This window comes from Amycolatopsis methanolica 239, assembly GCF_000739085.1.
GTDB lineage: Bacteria > Actinomycetota > Actinomycetes > Mycobacteriales > Pseudonocardiaceae > Amycolatopsis_E > Amycolatopsis_E methanolica.
In genome coordinates, this window is sequence record NZ_CP009110.1 from 3,271,229 (window position 1) to 3,285,973 (window position 14,745).

16 protein-coding genes, 1 tRNA gene and 2 pseudogenes are annotated in these 14,745 nt (G+C 70.2%); 9 read left to right on the forward strand and 10 right to left on the reverse strand.

The features are described from left to right. Positions 1-19 precede the first annotated feature (19 nt). From AMETH_RS15780 to AMETH_RS15800, 5 genes are all read right to left on the reverse strand, one after another. Entirely contained in the window at positions 20-970 is a 951-nt protein-coding gene (locus tag AMETH_RS15780; protein ID WP_017987840.1) for a hypothetical protein, read from the reverse strand. Beyond that, a complete protein-coding gene (locus AMETH_RS15785; RefSeq protein ID WP_026153961.1) occupies positions 954-1,532 on the reverse strand; it encodes a DUF6932 family protein in 579 nt (192 codons plus the stop codon). Before AMETH_RS15785 ends, AMETH_RS15780 begins: the two co-directional genes overlap by 17 nt. Before the next feature lie 312 nt (positions 1,533-1,844). Beyond that, the gene (locus tag AMETH_RS15790; protein WP_017987842.1) at positions 1,845-2,594 is read right to left on the reverse strand and encodes a tyrosine-type recombinase/integrase; all 750 of its coding nucleotides are present in this window, start codon (positions 2,592-2,594) and stop codon (positions 1,845-1,847) included. A 261-nt stretch (positions 2,595-2,855) separates the two neighbouring features. Then, positions 2,856-3,326, reverse strand: coding sequence for an AbrB/MazE/SpoVT family DNA-binding domain-containing protein (locus AMETH_RS15795; RefSeq protein ID WP_223843160.1), 471 nt, complete (start codon positions 3,324-3,326; stop codon positions 2,856-2,858). Between the two features lie 108 nt (positions 3,327-3,434). Beyond that, positions 3,435-3,518 (reverse strand) — tRNA-Leu (locus AMETH_RS15800). A 156-nt stretch (positions 3,519-3,674) separates the two neighbouring features. Between AMETH_RS15800 and AMETH_RS15805 the strand changes: the two genes are divergently transcribed. The 6 genes and pseudogenes from AMETH_RS15805 to AMETH_RS15835 all read left to right on the forward strand — a co-directional run bounded on the left by AMETH_RS15805 (position 3,675) and on the right by AMETH_RS15835 (position 7,736). Further along, positions 3,675-4,100 carry a YkvA family protein gene (locus AMETH_RS15805; protein WP_017987844.1) on the forward strand — a complete coding sequence of 142 codons (426 nt, stop codon included), beginning with the start codon at positions 3,675-3,677 and terminating at the stop codon, positions 4,098-4,100. A gap of 22 nt (positions 4,101-4,122) precedes the next feature. Next, on the forward strand, positions 4,123-5,007 hold the full coding sequence (locus tag AMETH_RS15810; RefSeq protein ID WP_017987845.1) for a DMT family transporter: 885 nt from the start codon (positions 4,123-4,125) through the stop codon (positions 5,005-5,007). A 28-nt stretch (positions 5,008-5,035) separates the two neighbouring features. Continuing rightward, on the forward strand, positions 5,036-5,479 hold the full coding sequence (locus tag AMETH_RS15815) for a hypothetical protein (RefSeq protein WP_017987846.1): 444 nt from the start codon (positions 5,036-5,038) through the stop codon (positions 5,477-5,479). After that, entirely contained in the window at positions 5,480-5,962 is a 483-nt protein-coding gene (locus AMETH_RS15820; RefSeq protein ID WP_017987847.1) for an MSMEG_6728 family protein, read from the forward strand. A 331-nt stretch (positions 5,963-6,293) separates the two neighbouring features. Next, positions 6,294-7,109: pseudogene (locus AMETH_RS36830) on the forward strand (IS5 family transposase). Positions 7,110-7,130: 21 nt separating this feature from the next. Continuing rightward, positions 7,131-7,736 carry a class I SAM-dependent methyltransferase gene (locus tag AMETH_RS15835; RefSeq protein WP_017987850.1) on the forward strand — a complete coding sequence of 202 codons (606 nt, stop codon included), beginning with the start codon at positions 7,131-7,133 and terminating at the stop codon, positions 7,734-7,736. Between the two features lie 6 nt (positions 7,737-7,742). Here the strand turns inward: AMETH_RS15835 and AMETH_RS37985 are convergent, their stop codons facing one another. Then, positions 7,743-7,928 (reverse strand): hypothetical protein, encoded by a 186-nt coding sequence (locus tag AMETH_RS37985; protein WP_156131667.1) that lies wholly within the window; start codon positions 7,926-7,928, stop codon positions 7,743-7,745. Here AMETH_RS37985 and AMETH_RS35785 point away from each other — a divergent pair. Further along, positions 7,927-8,106, forward strand: a complete 180-nt coding sequence (locus AMETH_RS35785) for a hypothetical protein (protein ID WP_085929453.1) — start codon at positions 7,927-7,929, stop codon at positions 8,104-8,106. The two genes, AMETH_RS37985 and AMETH_RS35785, sit on opposite strands and share 2 nt — an antisense overlap. A 615-nt stretch (positions 8,107-8,721) precedes the next feature. On the opposite strand, the pseudogene AMETH_RS37990 reads toward AMETH_RS35785, so the two are convergent. Further along, positions 8,722-9,046, reverse strand: a pseudogene (locus AMETH_RS37990) (acyl-CoA dehydrogenase family protein); the annotation flags it as partial. A 46-nt stretch (positions 9,047-9,092) separates the two neighbouring features. Then, a complete protein-coding gene (locus AMETH_RS15845; protein WP_017987854.1) occupies positions 9,093-9,959 on the reverse strand; it encodes a 3-hydroxybutyryl-CoA dehydrogenase in 867 nt (288 codons plus the stop codon). 214 nt (positions 9,960-10,173) lie between these two features. Between AMETH_RS15845 and AMETH_RS15850 the strand changes: the two genes are divergently transcribed. Next, positions 10,174-11,493 carry a CoA transferase gene (locus tag AMETH_RS15850; protein WP_017987855.1) on the forward strand — a complete coding sequence of 440 codons (1,320 nt, stop codon included), beginning with the start codon at positions 10,174-10,176 and terminating at the stop codon, positions 11,491-11,493. Positions 11,494-11,536: 43 nt separating this feature from the next. Beyond that, positions 11,537-12,823 (forward strand): amidohydrolase family protein, encoded by a 1,287-nt coding sequence (locus AMETH_RS15855; protein WP_017987856.1) that lies wholly within the window; start codon positions 11,537-11,539, stop codon positions 12,821-12,823. On the opposite strand, the gene AMETH_RS15860 is transcribed toward AMETH_RS15855, so the two are convergent. Both AMETH_RS15860 and AMETH_RS15865 read right to left on the reverse strand, forming a co-directional pair. Further along, the gene (locus AMETH_RS15860) at positions 12,741-14,072 is read right to left on the reverse strand and encodes an MFS transporter (protein ID WP_017987857.1); all 1,332 of its coding nucleotides are present in this window, start codon (positions 14,070-14,072) and stop codon (positions 12,741-12,743) included. The two genes, AMETH_RS15855 and AMETH_RS15860, sit on opposite strands and share 83 nt — an antisense overlap. Positions 14,073-14,100: 28 nt before the next feature. After that, a complete protein-coding gene (locus AMETH_RS15865) occupies positions 14,101-14,706 on the reverse strand; it encodes a TetR/AcrR family transcriptional regulator (protein WP_081617755.1) in 606 nt (201 codons plus the stop codon). Between the last annotated feature and the right edge of the window lie 39 nt (positions 14,707-14,745).

Below are 14,745 nucleotides of genomic sequence, written 5' to 3' on the forward strand. Positions count from 1 at the left end.
TCGCGACGATACCAACGCGCTAGCCGTCTTCTTCAAGTGAGCGCACCGAGATCAGCTGGTACCGCGCGCGGTCCTGACCGGTCCCGGACGTTCGTACGCGAACTTCGGCAAGCACCTCAACCCGGTGGTTGTACATGGGGCCAAGATCGGCACGCACGTCGTCACTCGCTTCCAGGGTAATCCTGTCGCCGTTGTTCAGTAGGAGGTCGAGCGCTCGCACCTGACTTACGGTCTGCAACACACCAACGAGGGTCGTACGATCGACGTCCACCCTTGCTTCGGTGATTGCGTCTCGCAACGCCACTGCGGTTGAGCGGCGTACGGCGGCGCGATCGGTTGCCCGGCCGGCCTCATGCCACGAGAGGTCGAGTAGGACGTGGTCATCAATCACGGCCTCCGCAAGTTTCACCAGTTGGCGTGCGACACGCGGCCCTAGCGGGCGCAGTTCACTCAACAGTTGCTCGCGGTCGAGCGGATCGGCTTCGCGAATCAGGTCGATGAGCCGATGCATGCTGCGGTCGGCCAGTGTCGCCTCGGGCCACAACGCCGGTCGGGGGTCGCTCGCAGTGTCAGTTGGCCCGGCCGCAAGTTTCAACACGAGTGAACCGGGGAGTGGTTCCGCAACCAACCTCAGTTCGGTGGCTGCACGGGCGACTTCCGGTATTCGGCCGCGCAACCCGGCAGGCTCACCGCGAAGCGCGGTCGCCACCGCAGCGACAAGGTCTTGCAGTGCGCCGAGCACTCGGATGGTGGTCCGGACCGGTACGGAGTGGTTCTGGACCGCGTCGCCGTGAAGCCGGATGACCCCTCGGGACTGTTGGTCGCCGTCTTGTGGAGCCGCAAAGGCGGCGATGCTGATGGCGGCCAGCTCGTTCGCGGTTTCCCAGGCGGGAACTGAGCTGAGGTCGACACCCGAGAAGAACTCTGCGGGGGAGCTGAAGCTCTCGAACGAGCTATCTGGGGTAGTCATCGAGCTTCACCTCCAGGTAACCACGCTGCGGGATGGTATCCGCAACGACGATGGGGCCGTCCTTCGCTCCAGCTCGGCAACGCTGCCAGAAGTCGTCCCAGTGGCCGCGAGACTGGTAGTAGCTGACTTCATCATCGGTCATGGTCGGCCCCGGCTTGAGGATCGGCCGCCACTGCACGAGGTAGGTGTCCAGGCGTCGTCCGGCGGGCTGGTGAAACCTCTTCCCTTGAGCAAACGCAGTGAGGTACTGGGCCCTGGTGGGTTCATCCGCGGCGAGGCGTTCTGCGGCGGGTCCATCGATGACGAAAACGATGTCCATATCGTCGGGTTCGGGCTTCGAGCTGACGTAGCTGCCGCTAATCCAAGCAGCGTAGACCGGCACCAGACGGCCTAGCACGACCTTGGCCCGTTCCCAGTGTGTCCAGATCTCCTTCCTACGCTGGGTTCTAGTGAACTGGTCGCCGTCCACGAACGCGCTCCGGAATTCTTCGATGGTGCAGTGATGACGACCGACAGGTAGGTAGCCTGTCGCGTCATCCAGCGCGGGGACGGGCACAGCCATTTCCGATCGTTCGTTCCGTGCCCACCTCGCTAACACCGCGGGCGGTGTCAGCTGCACGGAGCATGGTCAACTAGGACTATCCGAGAGTCGCTCCTCACACACTCCCCGTTACAGAGGGGGCAGCCTGTGCACTGTTTGGCGCGAGCGGCGACACCCGGGGGCACCGTGGGGAGCACCGGCGCGCACTGAACGCACCAGAACGTGCGCCAACACACCTGAACGACCCGCGCTGACCTATAGGATTCATATTTCCGCAGGTCAGCACGGCGTCGCGTACATAGTTCACGCCTAAGGGTCACGCCACACGTGGCTCTAGGCGAGTGGGTGTGGCTCTCCTGTGAGGGTAGCGACCGCGGCGGCTACTTCATGGATGTTGGCCCGCACGTAGGTGGTTGTGGTGCCGGCGTCGTTGTGTTGGCTGGTGTGTCCGGCGTAGGCGCGGGCGACGGCGTAGCCGAAGTTGCGTTCGACCCAGGTGAGGGTGGTGTGGCGGAGCCAGTGGGTGGAGATTTGCTGGGTGGCGACCCAGGGGAGGTGTTTGCCGATTCGGGTCCAAAGGTGGTCGTAGCGCCGAGTGGTGATCGGCCGGCCGTCGGTGTAGCGAAGGAGTTGTCCCTCCCGTGGGGCGTGACGTTGGTCGGCGTGGTGCCGGAGGTGGGTCATGAGGGTTGGGGACACCGGTTGCCAGCGGACGGTTTCGCCTTTCTCTCGGAGGAAGACGAGGCATTGGTCGGGGTCGAGGTCTTGGGGGCGGAGGGCGAGTGCGCCGCCGCGGCGGCAGGCGGTTTCGGTGTGCAGGCGCAGGATCAGGCTGTCGAGGGCGGGGTCGTTGCCGGTGGTGGCGGCGACGTGATTGATCTCGGCCAGTCGGGTGTCAGCGACCGCGCGGCGGGTGGAGGGCAGGCGGCGGGGCGTGGCGACCTTCGTGGCCGGGTTGTCGGCCGGATCGATCAGCCGGGCGTCCTCGGCGTGCCGGTAGAGGCAGCGCAGCGCGGCGATGAGGTGTTCGCCTGCGCTGCGCCCGCCGCGAGCATTGCGCCGGGGTACGACATTGATCTTCACATGTTCGACCAGCTGCTTGATCTCCGATGGGGTGGGTTCGTCGAGACGACGGTGGCCCCCAGTGGGCGTCGATGCGGTTCCAGTAGGAGCCGTAGACGCGGCGGGTGCCGTCGGTGACCGCAGCCGAGACGATCGGGATGTACTCGGTGAAGGTGGGCACCGGTGGCCGGGCGGCGGGCGTCGCGAGGAGGTCCTCGGGGGATAGGCCCATTCGGGCCAACAGCAGACGCGCGGCATCCAGGTCGGCTGAGGATGGTGTCGTCATGCGGGATCACCGCCCAGCACGTCGGTGTGGCACTGGGCCAGGAGGTCGTCGAGCGCTGCGGGCGGGTGGACGATGACCAGCTCCCGCTTGGGGTCGGTCACGAGGAGGACGCGGTCGCCGGGGACCAGCCGGCAGCGGTGTCGGACGTGCGCGGGCAGGCGGAGGTGTCCCTGCTTGGTGATGCCGAACATGCCGTGGTCGTCGCGGCGGATGAGGAGGAGTCCGTGCGCTTCGCGGATGTCCAGGCGGGTGCCCGGCGTCCAAGACAGTGCGGTCAGCACGGTCCGGTCGGCGACGCGGCCCCGGCAGTCCACGGCCGCCATCCCGTACACAACGTTGCTCGTGCGCGGCACCGGCATGGTGGGAAGTGGCAGCGTTCGACGGGTGGTCCCGATGCCGATAGCGGCATGACCATCGCGCGGGAAAGGAGTAGCCGGGATGACCGGCTTGATCACGGCGTCGGTCACGAGGACCACCGCCGGGAGACACACAGGCGCGGCCTACATGCCGCAGTCAGGTGGTGGAGTGCGTTCAGGCACTGGCACATCAGATGTGGCAGATCTGCCACGAAACTGTGTCCGAGGGGGGACTTGAACCCCCACGCCCTTTACGGGCACTAGCACCTCAAGCTAGCGCGTCTGCCATTCCGCCACTCGGACCTGCTCTTCTCTTGTGCGCACAAGAGTAGCCCATCCGCGGACGCCGGTTCACGGGGGGTGGGTGACCGCGTGTGATCAACAGTGCGCTATAGGAGCGGCCGGTCACAGAGGGTGAGGCGGGTAGGCTCCCTTGGGGGCTACTCGGAGGAGCGCAAAGTGCCTGGCTGGCTCACGGGCGTCCTGATTGCGGCTGGGGTCGTGCTTGCCTCGTGGGTGCTGCTGATCCTCCTCGCGACGTTGCTCCCACCGGGGCTGGCCAGGGATCTCGCGCGCTTCCTGCCGGACTGTGTGGTCACCGTCAGGCGGCTCCGGAAGGATCCGCGCGTTCCGCGGCGGGCGAAGGTCGCCATCGTGTTCGCGGGGCTTTGGGTGCTGTCGCCGGTCGACCTGATCCCCGAGTTCCTGCCCGTCATCGGGCCGCTCGACGACGTCGTCGTCGTGGCGCTGGCCTTGCGGTACGCGGCGCGGCGCGTACCACGAGAGGTGCTCGACCAGGCGTGGCCCGGGAACCGTGACCTGCTGGACCGGCTCGCCGGGCGCCGTGGCGGAAAATCGCCGGACACCGAAACGTCCGAGGAATAGCGTCCGGAGCGTGGATCTCAGCATGGACCGCCGCGCGATGGTCGCGGCCCTCACCACCGTCGTGCTCTGGGCGTCGGCCTTCGTGGCCATCCGGGCGGCCGGTGAGCACTTCGCGCCGGGCGCGCTGGCGCTCGGGCGGCTCGTCGCCGGCGCGCTCACCCTCCTCGTCTTCCTGGTCATCCGGCGCGAGGGGCTGCCGAAACGCGAGGCGTGGCCGGGGATCGCGGCCGCGGGGGTGCTCTGGTTCGGCGCCTACATGGTCGTCCTGAACTGGGGCGAACAGCTCGTCGACGCGGGCACGGCTGCCATGCTGGTCAACGTCGGCCCCATCCTGATCGCCCTGCTCGGCGGCTGGCTGCTGCGCGAGGGCTTCCCCGGGCGGCTGCTCGCGGGGCTCGCCGTCTCCTTCGCCGGCGCCGTCGTCGTGGGGCTGTCGATGTCCGGCCGCGGTCACGCGCCCGTGCTCGGCGTGGTGCTCTGCCTGCTCGCGGCCATCACCTACGCGGGTGGCGTGGTCAGCCAGAAACCCGCGCTGAAGCACGCCTCGGCGCTCCAGGTCACCACCTTCGGCTGCCTGATCGGCGCCATCGCGTGCCTGCCGTTCGCCGGGCAGCTCGTCGACGACCTCGCGACCGCGCCCGCCGAGGCCACACTCAGCATGCTCTACCTCGGCGTGTTCCCGACCGCGCTCGCCTTCACGACCTGGGCGTACGCGCTGGCCCGCACGACCGCGGGGAAGATGGGCTCGACGACCTACGCCGTGCCGGCCGTGGTGGTGCTGATGTCGTGGGCCGTGCTCGGCGAGGTCCCGGGCTGGCGCTCGCTGGCCGGCGGCGTCCTCTGCCTGGCCGGGGTGGCGGTATCCCGCGCGAAACGTGAACCCGTGCTCGCCCGGCAACGGTTGTGAAACGGTTCGGGGTGGGTATCCCGCCCGCATGACTGAGGCGCGTCTCGACGACGAGAACCCCGAGGCCGACCGCTACGACCGCGCGACGGTCCAGGCGGTCGGCAAGCTCACCGAGGCCCTGGAGACCCTCGAGGTCGCGCGCGGGCACCTGTACCAGTTCCACCGCATGACCGGAACCACCGACTTCGCCGTCGGCGAGGCCGTCGAGCTGCTGCGCAAGGCCGGCCACGACGAGCTGGCCGACCGCATCGCCCGCGAGCTGGTGGGCCGCAACGTGCTGCCGGGGCGGTGGACGTTCCAGGTGGTCGAGGACTTCGACGACACCTACTACCAGCCGTTCCGCGCGTTCGAACGGCAGGCGCGCGAGCTGACCGGCGGGCGGCGGCACCTGTTCGAGGCGGAACTGAAACGACAGCGGCGTTCGCGGGGGGTGGCCGGGCACGAGGCGACGCCGGACGAGCGGGTGGGCTGAATGCAGACGTTCCTGCCCTACCCGGGGTTCGCCGAAACCGCGCAGGTGCTGGACACGCGGCGCCTCGGCAAGCAGCGCGTCGAGACGCTGCAGGTGCTGCGGGCGCTGACGGTGCCGAACTACGGCTGGCGGCACCACCCGGCGGCGAAGATGTGGACCGGCTACGAGGAGGCGCTGACTCGCTACGGGCTGGAGGTGTGCCGGGTGTGGTGCGCGGCCGGGCGCACCGACACGTGCGCGGTGAAGCTGACCGACGACCTGGCGCGCGCGGTCGGGCTGCCGCGGCCGCGGGACGAGGAGGCGCTGCGGGAGGCCGGGGAGATGCCGCCGTGGCTCGGCGACCCGGACTTCCACCGCAGCCACCAGTCGGCGCTGCTGCACAAGGATCCCGAGCACTACGGACGGTTCTTCGACGGCGTGCCGGACGACCTGCCCTACGTGTGGCCGGCTTCGGACCGGCAGTCACGGTTGGTCCACTCGTGAGGGGCCGCGGGCTCCGGTGGCTCCGGGCGTCGCGGTTTGTCGATTCGTGGGGTGACGGCGGCTGTGGGGTGGCTGTGCCAGGGGCGCGGGTCTGGGGAGAGGTGCTGCCGGTGATGGGGGCCGCAGGGCGGTCGTCGCGGCTGGGTGCGGGCGCCGGTGGGTTGGGGACTTGCCGGTGGGGTGCTTCAACGGTTCGAGGGGAGCGGTCGCGGCGGTGGTCCGGCGCGTGGTGGCGACCTTGCCGCTGCCGCAGCGCCTTAGAGGTCGTAACAGAATGATCTTGGTGTGGTTTGATGTCTCCCGTTGTTGATCTTGTGATGGCGGGTTGCTGGTGGCGCAGCGCAGGCCGTGGGAGGTCGAGGACGGGCTGTGGGAGCTGGTCGAGCCTCTGCTGCCCAAGGTCGAGCGCCGCTTCCGCCATCCTGGGCGCAAGCGGCTGGACGACCGGCGTGCGCTATGCGGGATCTTGTTCGTGCTGTCCACGGGGATGCCGTGGGAGTTCTTGCCGCAGGAGCTGGGATACGGCTCTGGGATGGCCTGTTGGCGCCGGTTGCGGGACTGGACCGAAGCTGGAGTGTGGCCGCGGCTGCACGAGCTGCTGTTGGTCAAGCTCAACGGGGCCGGTGTGATCGACTGGTCCCGCGCGGCGATCGACGGCTCCCATGTCCGGGCGCTAAAAGGGGGTCGAAAACCGGGCCGAGCCCGGTCGACCGCGCCCGCACCGGCTCCCAACACCACGTGATCACCGAAGGCGGCGGTCCCGCTGGCGGTGGCCCTGACCGGCGGGAACCGCCACGTCATCACCCAGCTCACCCCGCTGCTCGAGGCCATCCCGCCGGTGCGCGGCCGCCGCGGACGGCCCCGCCGTCGTCCCGACAGCTTGTATGCCGACCGCGCCTATGACTTCGACAAGCACCGCAACCTGGTGCGCGCCAGAGGCATCGAGCCACGCTTCGCCCGCCGCAGCACCGAGCACGGCTCCGGCCTGGGTGTCCACCGCTGGGTGGTCGAGCAAACCATCGCCCTGCTGCACTGGATCCGCCGCCTGCGCACCCGCTGGGAAATCCGCGACGACATCCACCAAGCCTTCCTCAGCATCGCCTGCAGCATCATCTGCTGGCGCCGACTCAACAAACACTCAATCTGATAGGGCCTCTAAGCTTCCCCCATGAGCGTGCCACCCACTGGTCTCGCCGCGACGCGGGCCTTCTTCGGGCCCCGCGCGGCGACCTGGGAGCTGAAGTTCCCCGACGACGGGCCCCGCTACCGGCGTGCCGTCGCGGATCTGGCTCCGCCGGCAGGCGGGGTCGTCGCCGACATCGCGTGCGGCACCGGGCGCGCCCTGCCCGAGCTGCGGGACGCCGTCGGCCCCGGCGGGACGGTCCTCGGCGTCGACGTGACGCCAGAGATGCTCGCCGAGGCAGCCGCCCGCGGGCGTCACCGCGTGGCGGCGCTGCTCCTCGGCGACGCCCTGCACCTGCCGCTGAAAACCGGCGCCCTGGACGCCGTCTTCGCCGCCGGGCTGGTCTCGCACCTGCCCGACCCGGTCGCGGGGCTGCGCGAACTCGCCCGCGTGTGCCGGCCCGGCGGGCGCCTCGCGTTGTTCCACCCCGTCGGGCGGGCCGCGCTCGCGCGGCGGCAGGGCCGGGAGCTGACCCCCGACGACCTCCGCGCCGAACCGAACATCCGCGCCGCCCTCACCGCGGCCGGCTGGCGCCTGGACGACATCGACGACGGCGAGGACCGCTACCTCGTCCTCGCCACCGTCCACTGACGACAGTCAGCGGGCGACCTCCAGGTCCAGCCCCATCACCGGCACCGTCTGCCGTCGGAGCAGCCAGCCGCGTCCGGATCCGCCCGGCAGCTCACCCAGGAAAGCCTTGCGCTGCCCCGGAGTCGCCGATCGCCAGCGCAGTGACAGCACCAGGCGGACCGGCGCGATGAACGGGCGCAAACGGCTGGGCATGAACCGGCTGCCGGCCTCGCGGCGCTTCGAGCGGCACCAGCAGCGCTGGAAGTGCTACGAGAAGCAACGGCCCGGCCACCACGTTAAGATCGATGTCAAGTTCATCGAACCCATCACCACGGGAACCGCCAAGCGCAAGCGGTACTACCAGTACACCGCCATGGACGACTGCACGTGACTGCGGGTGCTGCGCATCTGCCCTCGGTCGGACCAGAAGACCGCGATCCAGTTCCTGGACTACGTGCCCTCCCGGCTGCCCTTTCAAGTCGAGAAAATCCAGACCGACAACGGCGCTGAGTCCATCGCATCGACACCGAAGAGTTCTACCGTCTCCTCGACGGCGTGGTCATCGACGACGCGGGGGTTTCAACGACAAGCTCAAGGAATGGGAGGACTACGACAACTACCACCGACCCCACGGCGGCCTCGGCGGCCAAACCTCCTATGAGAGGCTGCTACAGAAGTCCCAAGCCCAGCCTGTCACCGACCACCGTCAGTAGCACACCTAGACGGTTGCACTGCTGTGGCTCCTATCTGGGCGGCAAGCGGACCAAGGGGTTGCTCTTGACTCGGCCTGGGATCGCACGCCAACTTTGAACCACGCCTCGTCGATGCCCGGGCATCGACGACAGGCCAGGCACTCGCGGTTCAACAGCGCAGCCCGAGGGCCGCGCCAAGCTGCACTGGTTCAGACGCGTGGAGGCAGGGCGCCCTGCGGATCAGGAAACACCGGCAGCGTGCCCGCCGGCCCGCCCACCTCGAGAACCCGACCAGGTACGCCAGTGGCGACGATCCGAAACGACGAGGCAGTCCCGCATCGCTGGTGCGCGCGGACCATCTCCGGCAGCTCCAGCTTCTTCAAGTCGTCCCGCCGAAAGGATGATCGGCTGCGTCCCCAGCTTGTTCACCGCCGGGGTCAGCGACGCCGACGCGTCCACCGGCGCGACTTCCTCGATCACGATGCACGCCGCGATCGCATCCGCGCCCTGACCCTCGTGCTCGTCGGGGATGTGCACCGCGTTGAAACCTGCGCTGTTGAGTGCTTTCAGGGCTTCGTAGAGGAAGCGCTCGTACTCATCGACGTCGGCGGCGTGGGGTGCGATTGCCCGCTCGGCCAGGGCGCGTACGGCGGCGCGGAGTTCTTCGTGCTCCTCAGGCGGTACATCAGGCGTCCTTGCGGTAGTCGTAGAAACCGCGCCCGGACTTGCGGCCGAGCAGGCCCGCGTCGACCATGCGCAGCAACAGCGGCGGGGGAGCGTAGAGCGGCTCCTTGAACTCCGCGTACATCGACTCGGCGACGGCCTTCGTGGTGTCGAGCCCGATGAGGTCGGCCAGGCGCAGCGGCCCCATGGGGTGGGCGCAGCCGTGGACCATGCCGTTGTCGATGTCCTCGGCCGCGGCGAACCCGGACTCCAGCATGCGGATCGCCGACAGCAGGTAGGGGACCAGCAGGGCGTTGACCACGAACCCGGACCGGTCCTGCGCGTGCACCACCGTCTTACCCAGCGTCTCCGATGCGAACTCCGCCGCGCGTTCGCGTGTCCGGTCCGCGGTCAGGAGCGAAGGGATGAGCTCGACCAGCGGCAGCACCGGAACCGGGTTGAAGAAGTGGATGCCCACCACCTGGGCGGCCCGTTCGGTGGCCACCGCCAGTTTCATGATCGGGATCGACGACGTGTTCGACGCGAGGATCGCGTCCGGCCGCTGGACGATCTTGTCCAGCCGCTCGAACACGTCGATCTTGATGCGCTCGTCCTCCGCGACCGCCTCGATCACCAGGTCCCGGTCGGCGAAGTCGTCGAGATCCGCGGTGTAGGACAGGCGGCCGTCCACGATCGCGCGGTCCTCCGCAGAGAGCTTGCCCGCGCGGGTCGCGCGGTCCAGCGACGTGCTGATCCGCTCCCGCGCTGCCGCCAGCGCCGCCTCGCCGGCTTCCGCGACGACCACGTCCAGCCCTGCCCGGGCACACACCTCGGCGATCCCGGCGCCCATCAGCCCGCCGCCGACCACGCCCACCTTCGCGATGTCCATGACGACCGAGAGTAGTAGGATGACCGACTATTGGACATATGAGTATCTGCGATCCAGCTCACGCTGCTCGTGGGTCGCATCCCCGGGTCTGAACGAGCGTTTCCCAGGCGGGTGAATCCCTCCGCAAGCGGACGGAGGGCCGCGCGGAACACCGGTGTCGCTGCGACGTGTGTGTGACGATGTCCCGGTGCGAGGACTTCTTCCCCTGGCGGGTATGCGCCTGCGCGTGCCCGGCACCGGGGCGGCGGCATGGCATGCGGCGCGGATGCTGGGCGGGCTGGGAGCGTCCGTGGTCTGCGAGGCGGAGAACCAGGGCTCGGCAGCGGATTGGGCGGCCTCCGGCGTCATGGCGCTGACCGGGACCCGGGACGGGGATCCGGTGCTGCCGCCGGGCCAGGCGGCCAGCGCCGTGCGTGGGGCGTTGCTGGCGCTCGAGTCCCTCTGTGCGCTGGCGGGACGCCCGGTGGCGCTGCCGGGCGTGGGCGTGTTGTCGGAGCGGGCCGCGATCATGGGGTTGCGCCGGGACGCGCCACGAGCGCCGCGCGGGGCGTTCCAGGTGTTGCGGGCCGCTGACTCCTGGGTGGGGCTGAACCTGGCCCGGCCATCGGATGAGGAGTTGCTCCCGGCGTGGCTGGAGGATGCGGACCCGGTGCTGGAGGAGGTGGTCGCGCGGCGAACGGCGAGCGAGCTGGCCGAGCGGGCCCGGTTGCTCGGGTTGCCGTTCGCGGTGCTGCCTTCGGGGCCCGACGAGCAGTTGATCGCGCGTGGGCAGGTGCCGGAGGTGCGGCCGTTCGTGCTCACTGGCGGGCCGGGGACGCGGCACGGATTTCTGCCGCCGACCTTGGTGGTGGATCTGTCGGCGTTGTGGGCGGGGCCGTTGTGCGGGCACCTGCTGACCCTGGCGGGGGCGCGGGTGGTCAAGGTCGAGAGCCTGTCCCGTCCGGACGGTGCCCGCTCGGGGGAACGGGAGTTCTACGACCTGCTGCACGCGGGGCAGGAGTCGGTGGCGCTGGACTTCGGGTCGCCGGAGGGGCGGGCGTCGCTGGCGCGGTTGGTCGAGGCGGCGGACGTGGTTATCGAGGGGTCGCGGCCGCGGGCGTTGCGGCAGCTGGGCATCGACGCCGACGAGGTGCTGGCGCGGGCGCGGGACAAGGTGTGGATCAGCATCACCGCATACGGGCGGACGGGGCCGTGGGCGAACGTGCCGGGGTTCGGGGACGACGCGGCACTGGCGGCGGGGTTGCTGGCGTTCGATCCGGTGACCGGGGGCCCGTCGCCGGTGGGGGACGCGATCGCGGATCCGGTGACGGGGGTGAACGCGGCGCTGGTCGCGGTGGCCTGCCGGATGGCCGGCGGGACGTGGCTGGCGGACCTGGCGTTGCGGGAGCAGATCGCGGCCACCCTGGAGTTGCCGGGGGAGCCGGGGTCGCCGGGAGAGGTGGCCGCTCCGGTGGCGCGCACCCCGGCCGGGCGGGCGCCGGAGCTGGGGGCGGACACCGGACGGGTGCTGGCCGAGCTGGGGGCGCGGTGCTGATTCAGCGCGCGGCGTGCGTGGGCGACGAGCGGGCGGTGGCGTTGTGCTGATCCGGCGGGCCGAGGTCGAGGGGCGCCTGACCGACGTCCGTGTCCGGGTGGAGCGGGTGGCGGAGCTGGGCGACCTGCGGCCCGAGCCCGGGGAGGAGGTCGTCGAGGCGCGGGGCGGGGCGCTGTTGCCGGGGCTGCACGATCACCACCTCCACCTGCTGTCCCTCGCGGCCGCGGCGTCGTCGGTGCGCTGCGGGCCGCCGGAGGTGCGTGATCTCGACGGGCTCGCCCGGGTGCTGCGCGCGGCCGCGGGACCGGTCCGGGGGATCGGCTACCACGAAAGCGTGGCCGGGATTCTCGACCGGCATGCGCTGGATCGGCTCGTGCCGGACCGGCCGGTGCGGGTGCAGCACCGTGGCGGGGCGTTGTGGATGCTCAACACCCCTGCGCTGGCCGAGGCGGGGCTGACCGAACGGTTCCCGGACGGGCGGCTCTGGCGCGCCGACGAGGAGCTGCGAGGGTCGCAGCCGCCGCCGGATCTCGCGGTGGTCGGCAGGCGGTTGGCCGCGGTGGGCATCACCGGGGTCACCGACGCGACGCCGCGGCTGTCCGAGGACACGGTGCGCCTGCTGACGGCGTTGCCGCAGCGGGTGCGCCTTCTGGGGGTTCCCACCGGTGCCCGGCTACCGCCGGGGTTCGAGGTGGGGCCGTGGAAGATCCTGCGCCCCGACCACGAGCCACCGGACTGGGAGGCGCTGCGGGACGAAGTCGCGCGGGTGCACGCCGAGGGCCGGGCGGTCGCGATCCACGCCGTCACTCGCGAGTCGTTGGTCGTCACGCTGGGCGTGCTGAGCGAGGTGGGCACGATCCCCGGCGACCGGATCGAGCACGCCGCGATCGTGGGTGCGGAGGCGATCCCGCTGCTCGCCGAGATCAATCCCGTGGTGGTGACCCAGCCGGGGTTCGTCACCGAGCGCGAACCCGAGTACCGGCGGGACATCCCCGCCGACGAGCACGCCGACCTCTACCGCTATGCCAGCCTGCTCGACGCCGGCCTCCGGGTGGCGCCCAGCAGTGACGCGCCCTTCGCGGACGTGGACCCGTGGCGCACCATCGCAGCTGCCGCCCGTCGCGGACTGGGCCAAGCCGAACGGGTGTCTGCGCAGCGCGCGCTGGAGGGCTACCTGGCCCCGCTGTCCGACCCCGGCGGCGCGCCCCGGCGCGTCACCGCCGGGGCGCCCGCCGATCTGTGCCTCCTCAGCGTTCCGCTGAGGGAAGCGCTGACCTGTCCCGACTCGGGGTTCGTGGCTGCGACGTGGTGTCGTGGCCGGCGCGTGTGATCGCCACCCCGGTCAGGCCGACCAGGGCGAGCACGACGAGCATGACGCTGAGCGCGGTCGTCTCCCCGTCCGCACCGGCCAGTTGCACGGCGAGCAGCGGGATGCAGGCCGCGCCGAGCATGTTGCCGAATTCGCGCGCCAGGCCCATCCCGCTGTAGCGGTACTGGGTCGAGAACAGCTCGGTCACCAGCGTGCCGGCCGGAGCGACGATCGCCGACGCCGCGACACCGTTGCCCAGGAACATCGCCAGCCACAGCCCAAACGGCCAGTCCGGCTGCAGCAGGACGAAGAACGGGAACGCCAGCGCACCCGAAGCCACCATGCCGAAGGTGATGACCGGACGGCGGCCGACCACATCGGACAGCCAGCCGAACACCGGGATCAGCAGTCCGCATGAGATCTGCGCGACGAGGAGTCCGGTGAACGTCTCGGTGCGGGAGAACCTGACGTGCGTGCCGGCGTAGGAGACCACGAAGACGAGGTAGAAGTAGCCGAACCCGGTCTGCGCCGTCACGATCGCGATGATCGCCAGCACCGAACGGGCCTGGTGCCGCAGGATGTGCCGGATCGGGGTCCGCGCGGTGTGGCCGGACTGGTCGGCTTCGCGGAAGCTGGGCGTCTCCGGCAGCCGCAGCCGGACCCACAGCCCGTAAGCGACGAGCACGGCGCTGAGCAGGAACGGGATCCGCCAGCCCCAGGCGAAGAACTGCTCGCCGGTGGTCGCCGACGACGCGGCGAGCAGCGCGAGCGTCCCGAGCATGCCGCCGAACGAAGCCCCGGCCGCGGGAAGAGAGCCCAGCAACCCGCGCCGCCGGTCCGGGGCGAACTCGACGGCCACCAGCGTGGCACCGCCGAACTCGCCGCTGGCGCCGATGCCCTGCAGGATGCGCAGCACGACGAGCAGGACCGGAGCCAGCCAGCCGATCGTGCCGTGGCCGGGCACGAGTCCGATGCAGACGGTCGCGAACCCCATGAGCAGCAGGGTGAAGACGAGGACGCGCTGGCGGCCGACCCGGTCTCCGATGCTGCCGAGGATCGAACCACCGATCGGGCGGACGAGGAAGGCGACGGCGAAGGTCGCCACGGACTGCATGGTGGCCAGGAACGGGGACGCGCCGGGGAAGAAGACCCTCGGGAAAACGGTCGCGGCCGCCGAGGCGTACAGGCTGAAGTCGTAGTACTCCAGCACCGAGCCGGCGAATGCGGCGGTGCTCGCGCGCGTGCGCGCGCCGGACTGCTCAGTGTGCATCGTTGCTCCACTTCAGGGGACGGGGAATTCATCGGGCGATCAGGTAGGGGGGAAGCACGTCACGGAGGCGGACGGCCAGCGCCTCGGCGCTCACCGGGCGGCCGTCGCGCAGCCATTGCGCGATCACGCCCATCACGCCGGCGGCGACGTAGCGTGCCGTCACGTCCACGTCCACTTCGGGGGGAAGATCGCGAACGCCCCGCAGGGTGTGGCGGTTCCGCTCGGTGAACGCGTCCTCGACGGCGGTGAAGAACGGTGTGGCGCCGGAGCCCAGCAGCCGCTCGTAGACGGTGGCCCGCTCGGCGAGATACTCGATCACCGCGCGGAGCGAATCAAGACTGGCTTGTGCGGGGTCGCCCGGGCGGCGTGCCGCGTCGGCCACCGCGACCACGTCGAACAGGTCGGAGGTGGCAGCCACGGCCAGCGCGTCGAGGTCCGGGAAATGGGCGTAGAACGACGTTCTGTTCACGCCCGCCCGCGTCACGATCTCCTTGACCGTGACATCGGCACCTCCTTCGGCTGCGAGCTCCTGGAACGCGTTGACCAGGCGTTTCCTGGTCCGCTGGGCGCGTGCGTCGGTGCTGCCGCGCATCCGGCCGCGTAATTCGTCCTGAGGTTGCCTGCCCTGGGCCATTGCGCGAGCCTACAACTTAACGGACACTGTCCGTTAGAC

What these genes read in the sequence shown, in the direction of transcription:
- AMETH_RS15780 (WP_017987840.1), bottom strand. Translation starts at nt 970, where the DNA reads ATGACTACCCCAGATAGCTCGTTCGAGAGCTTCAGCTCCCCCGCAGAG.
- AMETH_RS15785 (WP_026153961.1), bottom strand. Translation starts at nt 1,532, where the DNA reads ATGGCTGTGCCCGTCCCCGCGCTGGATGACGCGACAGGCTACCTACCT.
- AMETH_RS15810 (WP_017987845.1), top strand. Translation starts at nt 4,123, where the DNA reads ATGGACCGCCGCGCGATGGTCGCGGCCCTCACCACCGTCGTGCTCTGG.
- AMETH_RS15815 (WP_017987846.1), top strand. Translation starts at nt 5,036, where the DNA reads ATGACTGAGGCGCGTCTCGACGACGAGAACCCCGAGGCCGACCGCTAC.
- AMETH_RS15820 (WP_017987847.1), top strand. Translation starts at nt 5,480, where the DNA reads ATGCAGACGTTCCTGCCCTACCCGGGGTTCGCCGAAACCGCGCAGGTG.
- AMETH_RS15835 (WP_017987850.1), top strand. Translation starts at nt 7,131, where the DNA reads ATGAGCGTGCCACCCACTGGTCTCGCCGCGACGCGGGCCTTCTTCGGG.
- AMETH_RS35785 (WP_085929453.1), top strand. Translation starts at nt 7,927, where the DNA reads ATGAACCGGCTGCCGGCCTCGCGGCGCTTCGAGCGGCACCAGCAGCGC.
- AMETH_RS37985 (WP_156131667.1), bottom strand. Translation starts at nt 7,928, where the DNA reads ATGCCCAGCCGTTTGCGCCCGTTCATCGCGCCGGTCCGCCTGGTGCTG.
- AMETH_RS15845 (WP_017987854.1), bottom strand. Translation starts at nt 9,959, where the DNA reads ATGGACATCGCGAAGGTGGGCGTGGTCGGCGGCGGGCTGATGGGCGCC.
- AMETH_RS15850 (WP_017987855.1), top strand. Translation starts at nt 10,174, where the DNA reads ATGCGCCTGCGCGTGCCCGGCACCGGGGCGGCGGCATGGCATGCGGCG.
- AMETH_RS15860 (WP_017987857.1), bottom strand. Translation starts at nt 14,072, where the DNA reads ATGCACACTGAGCAGTCCGGCGCGCGCACGCGCGCGAGCACCGCCGCA.
- AMETH_RS15865 (WP_081617755.1), bottom strand. Translation starts at nt 14,706, where the DNA reads ATGGCCCAGGGCAGGCAACCTCAGGACGAATTACGCGGCCGGATGCGC.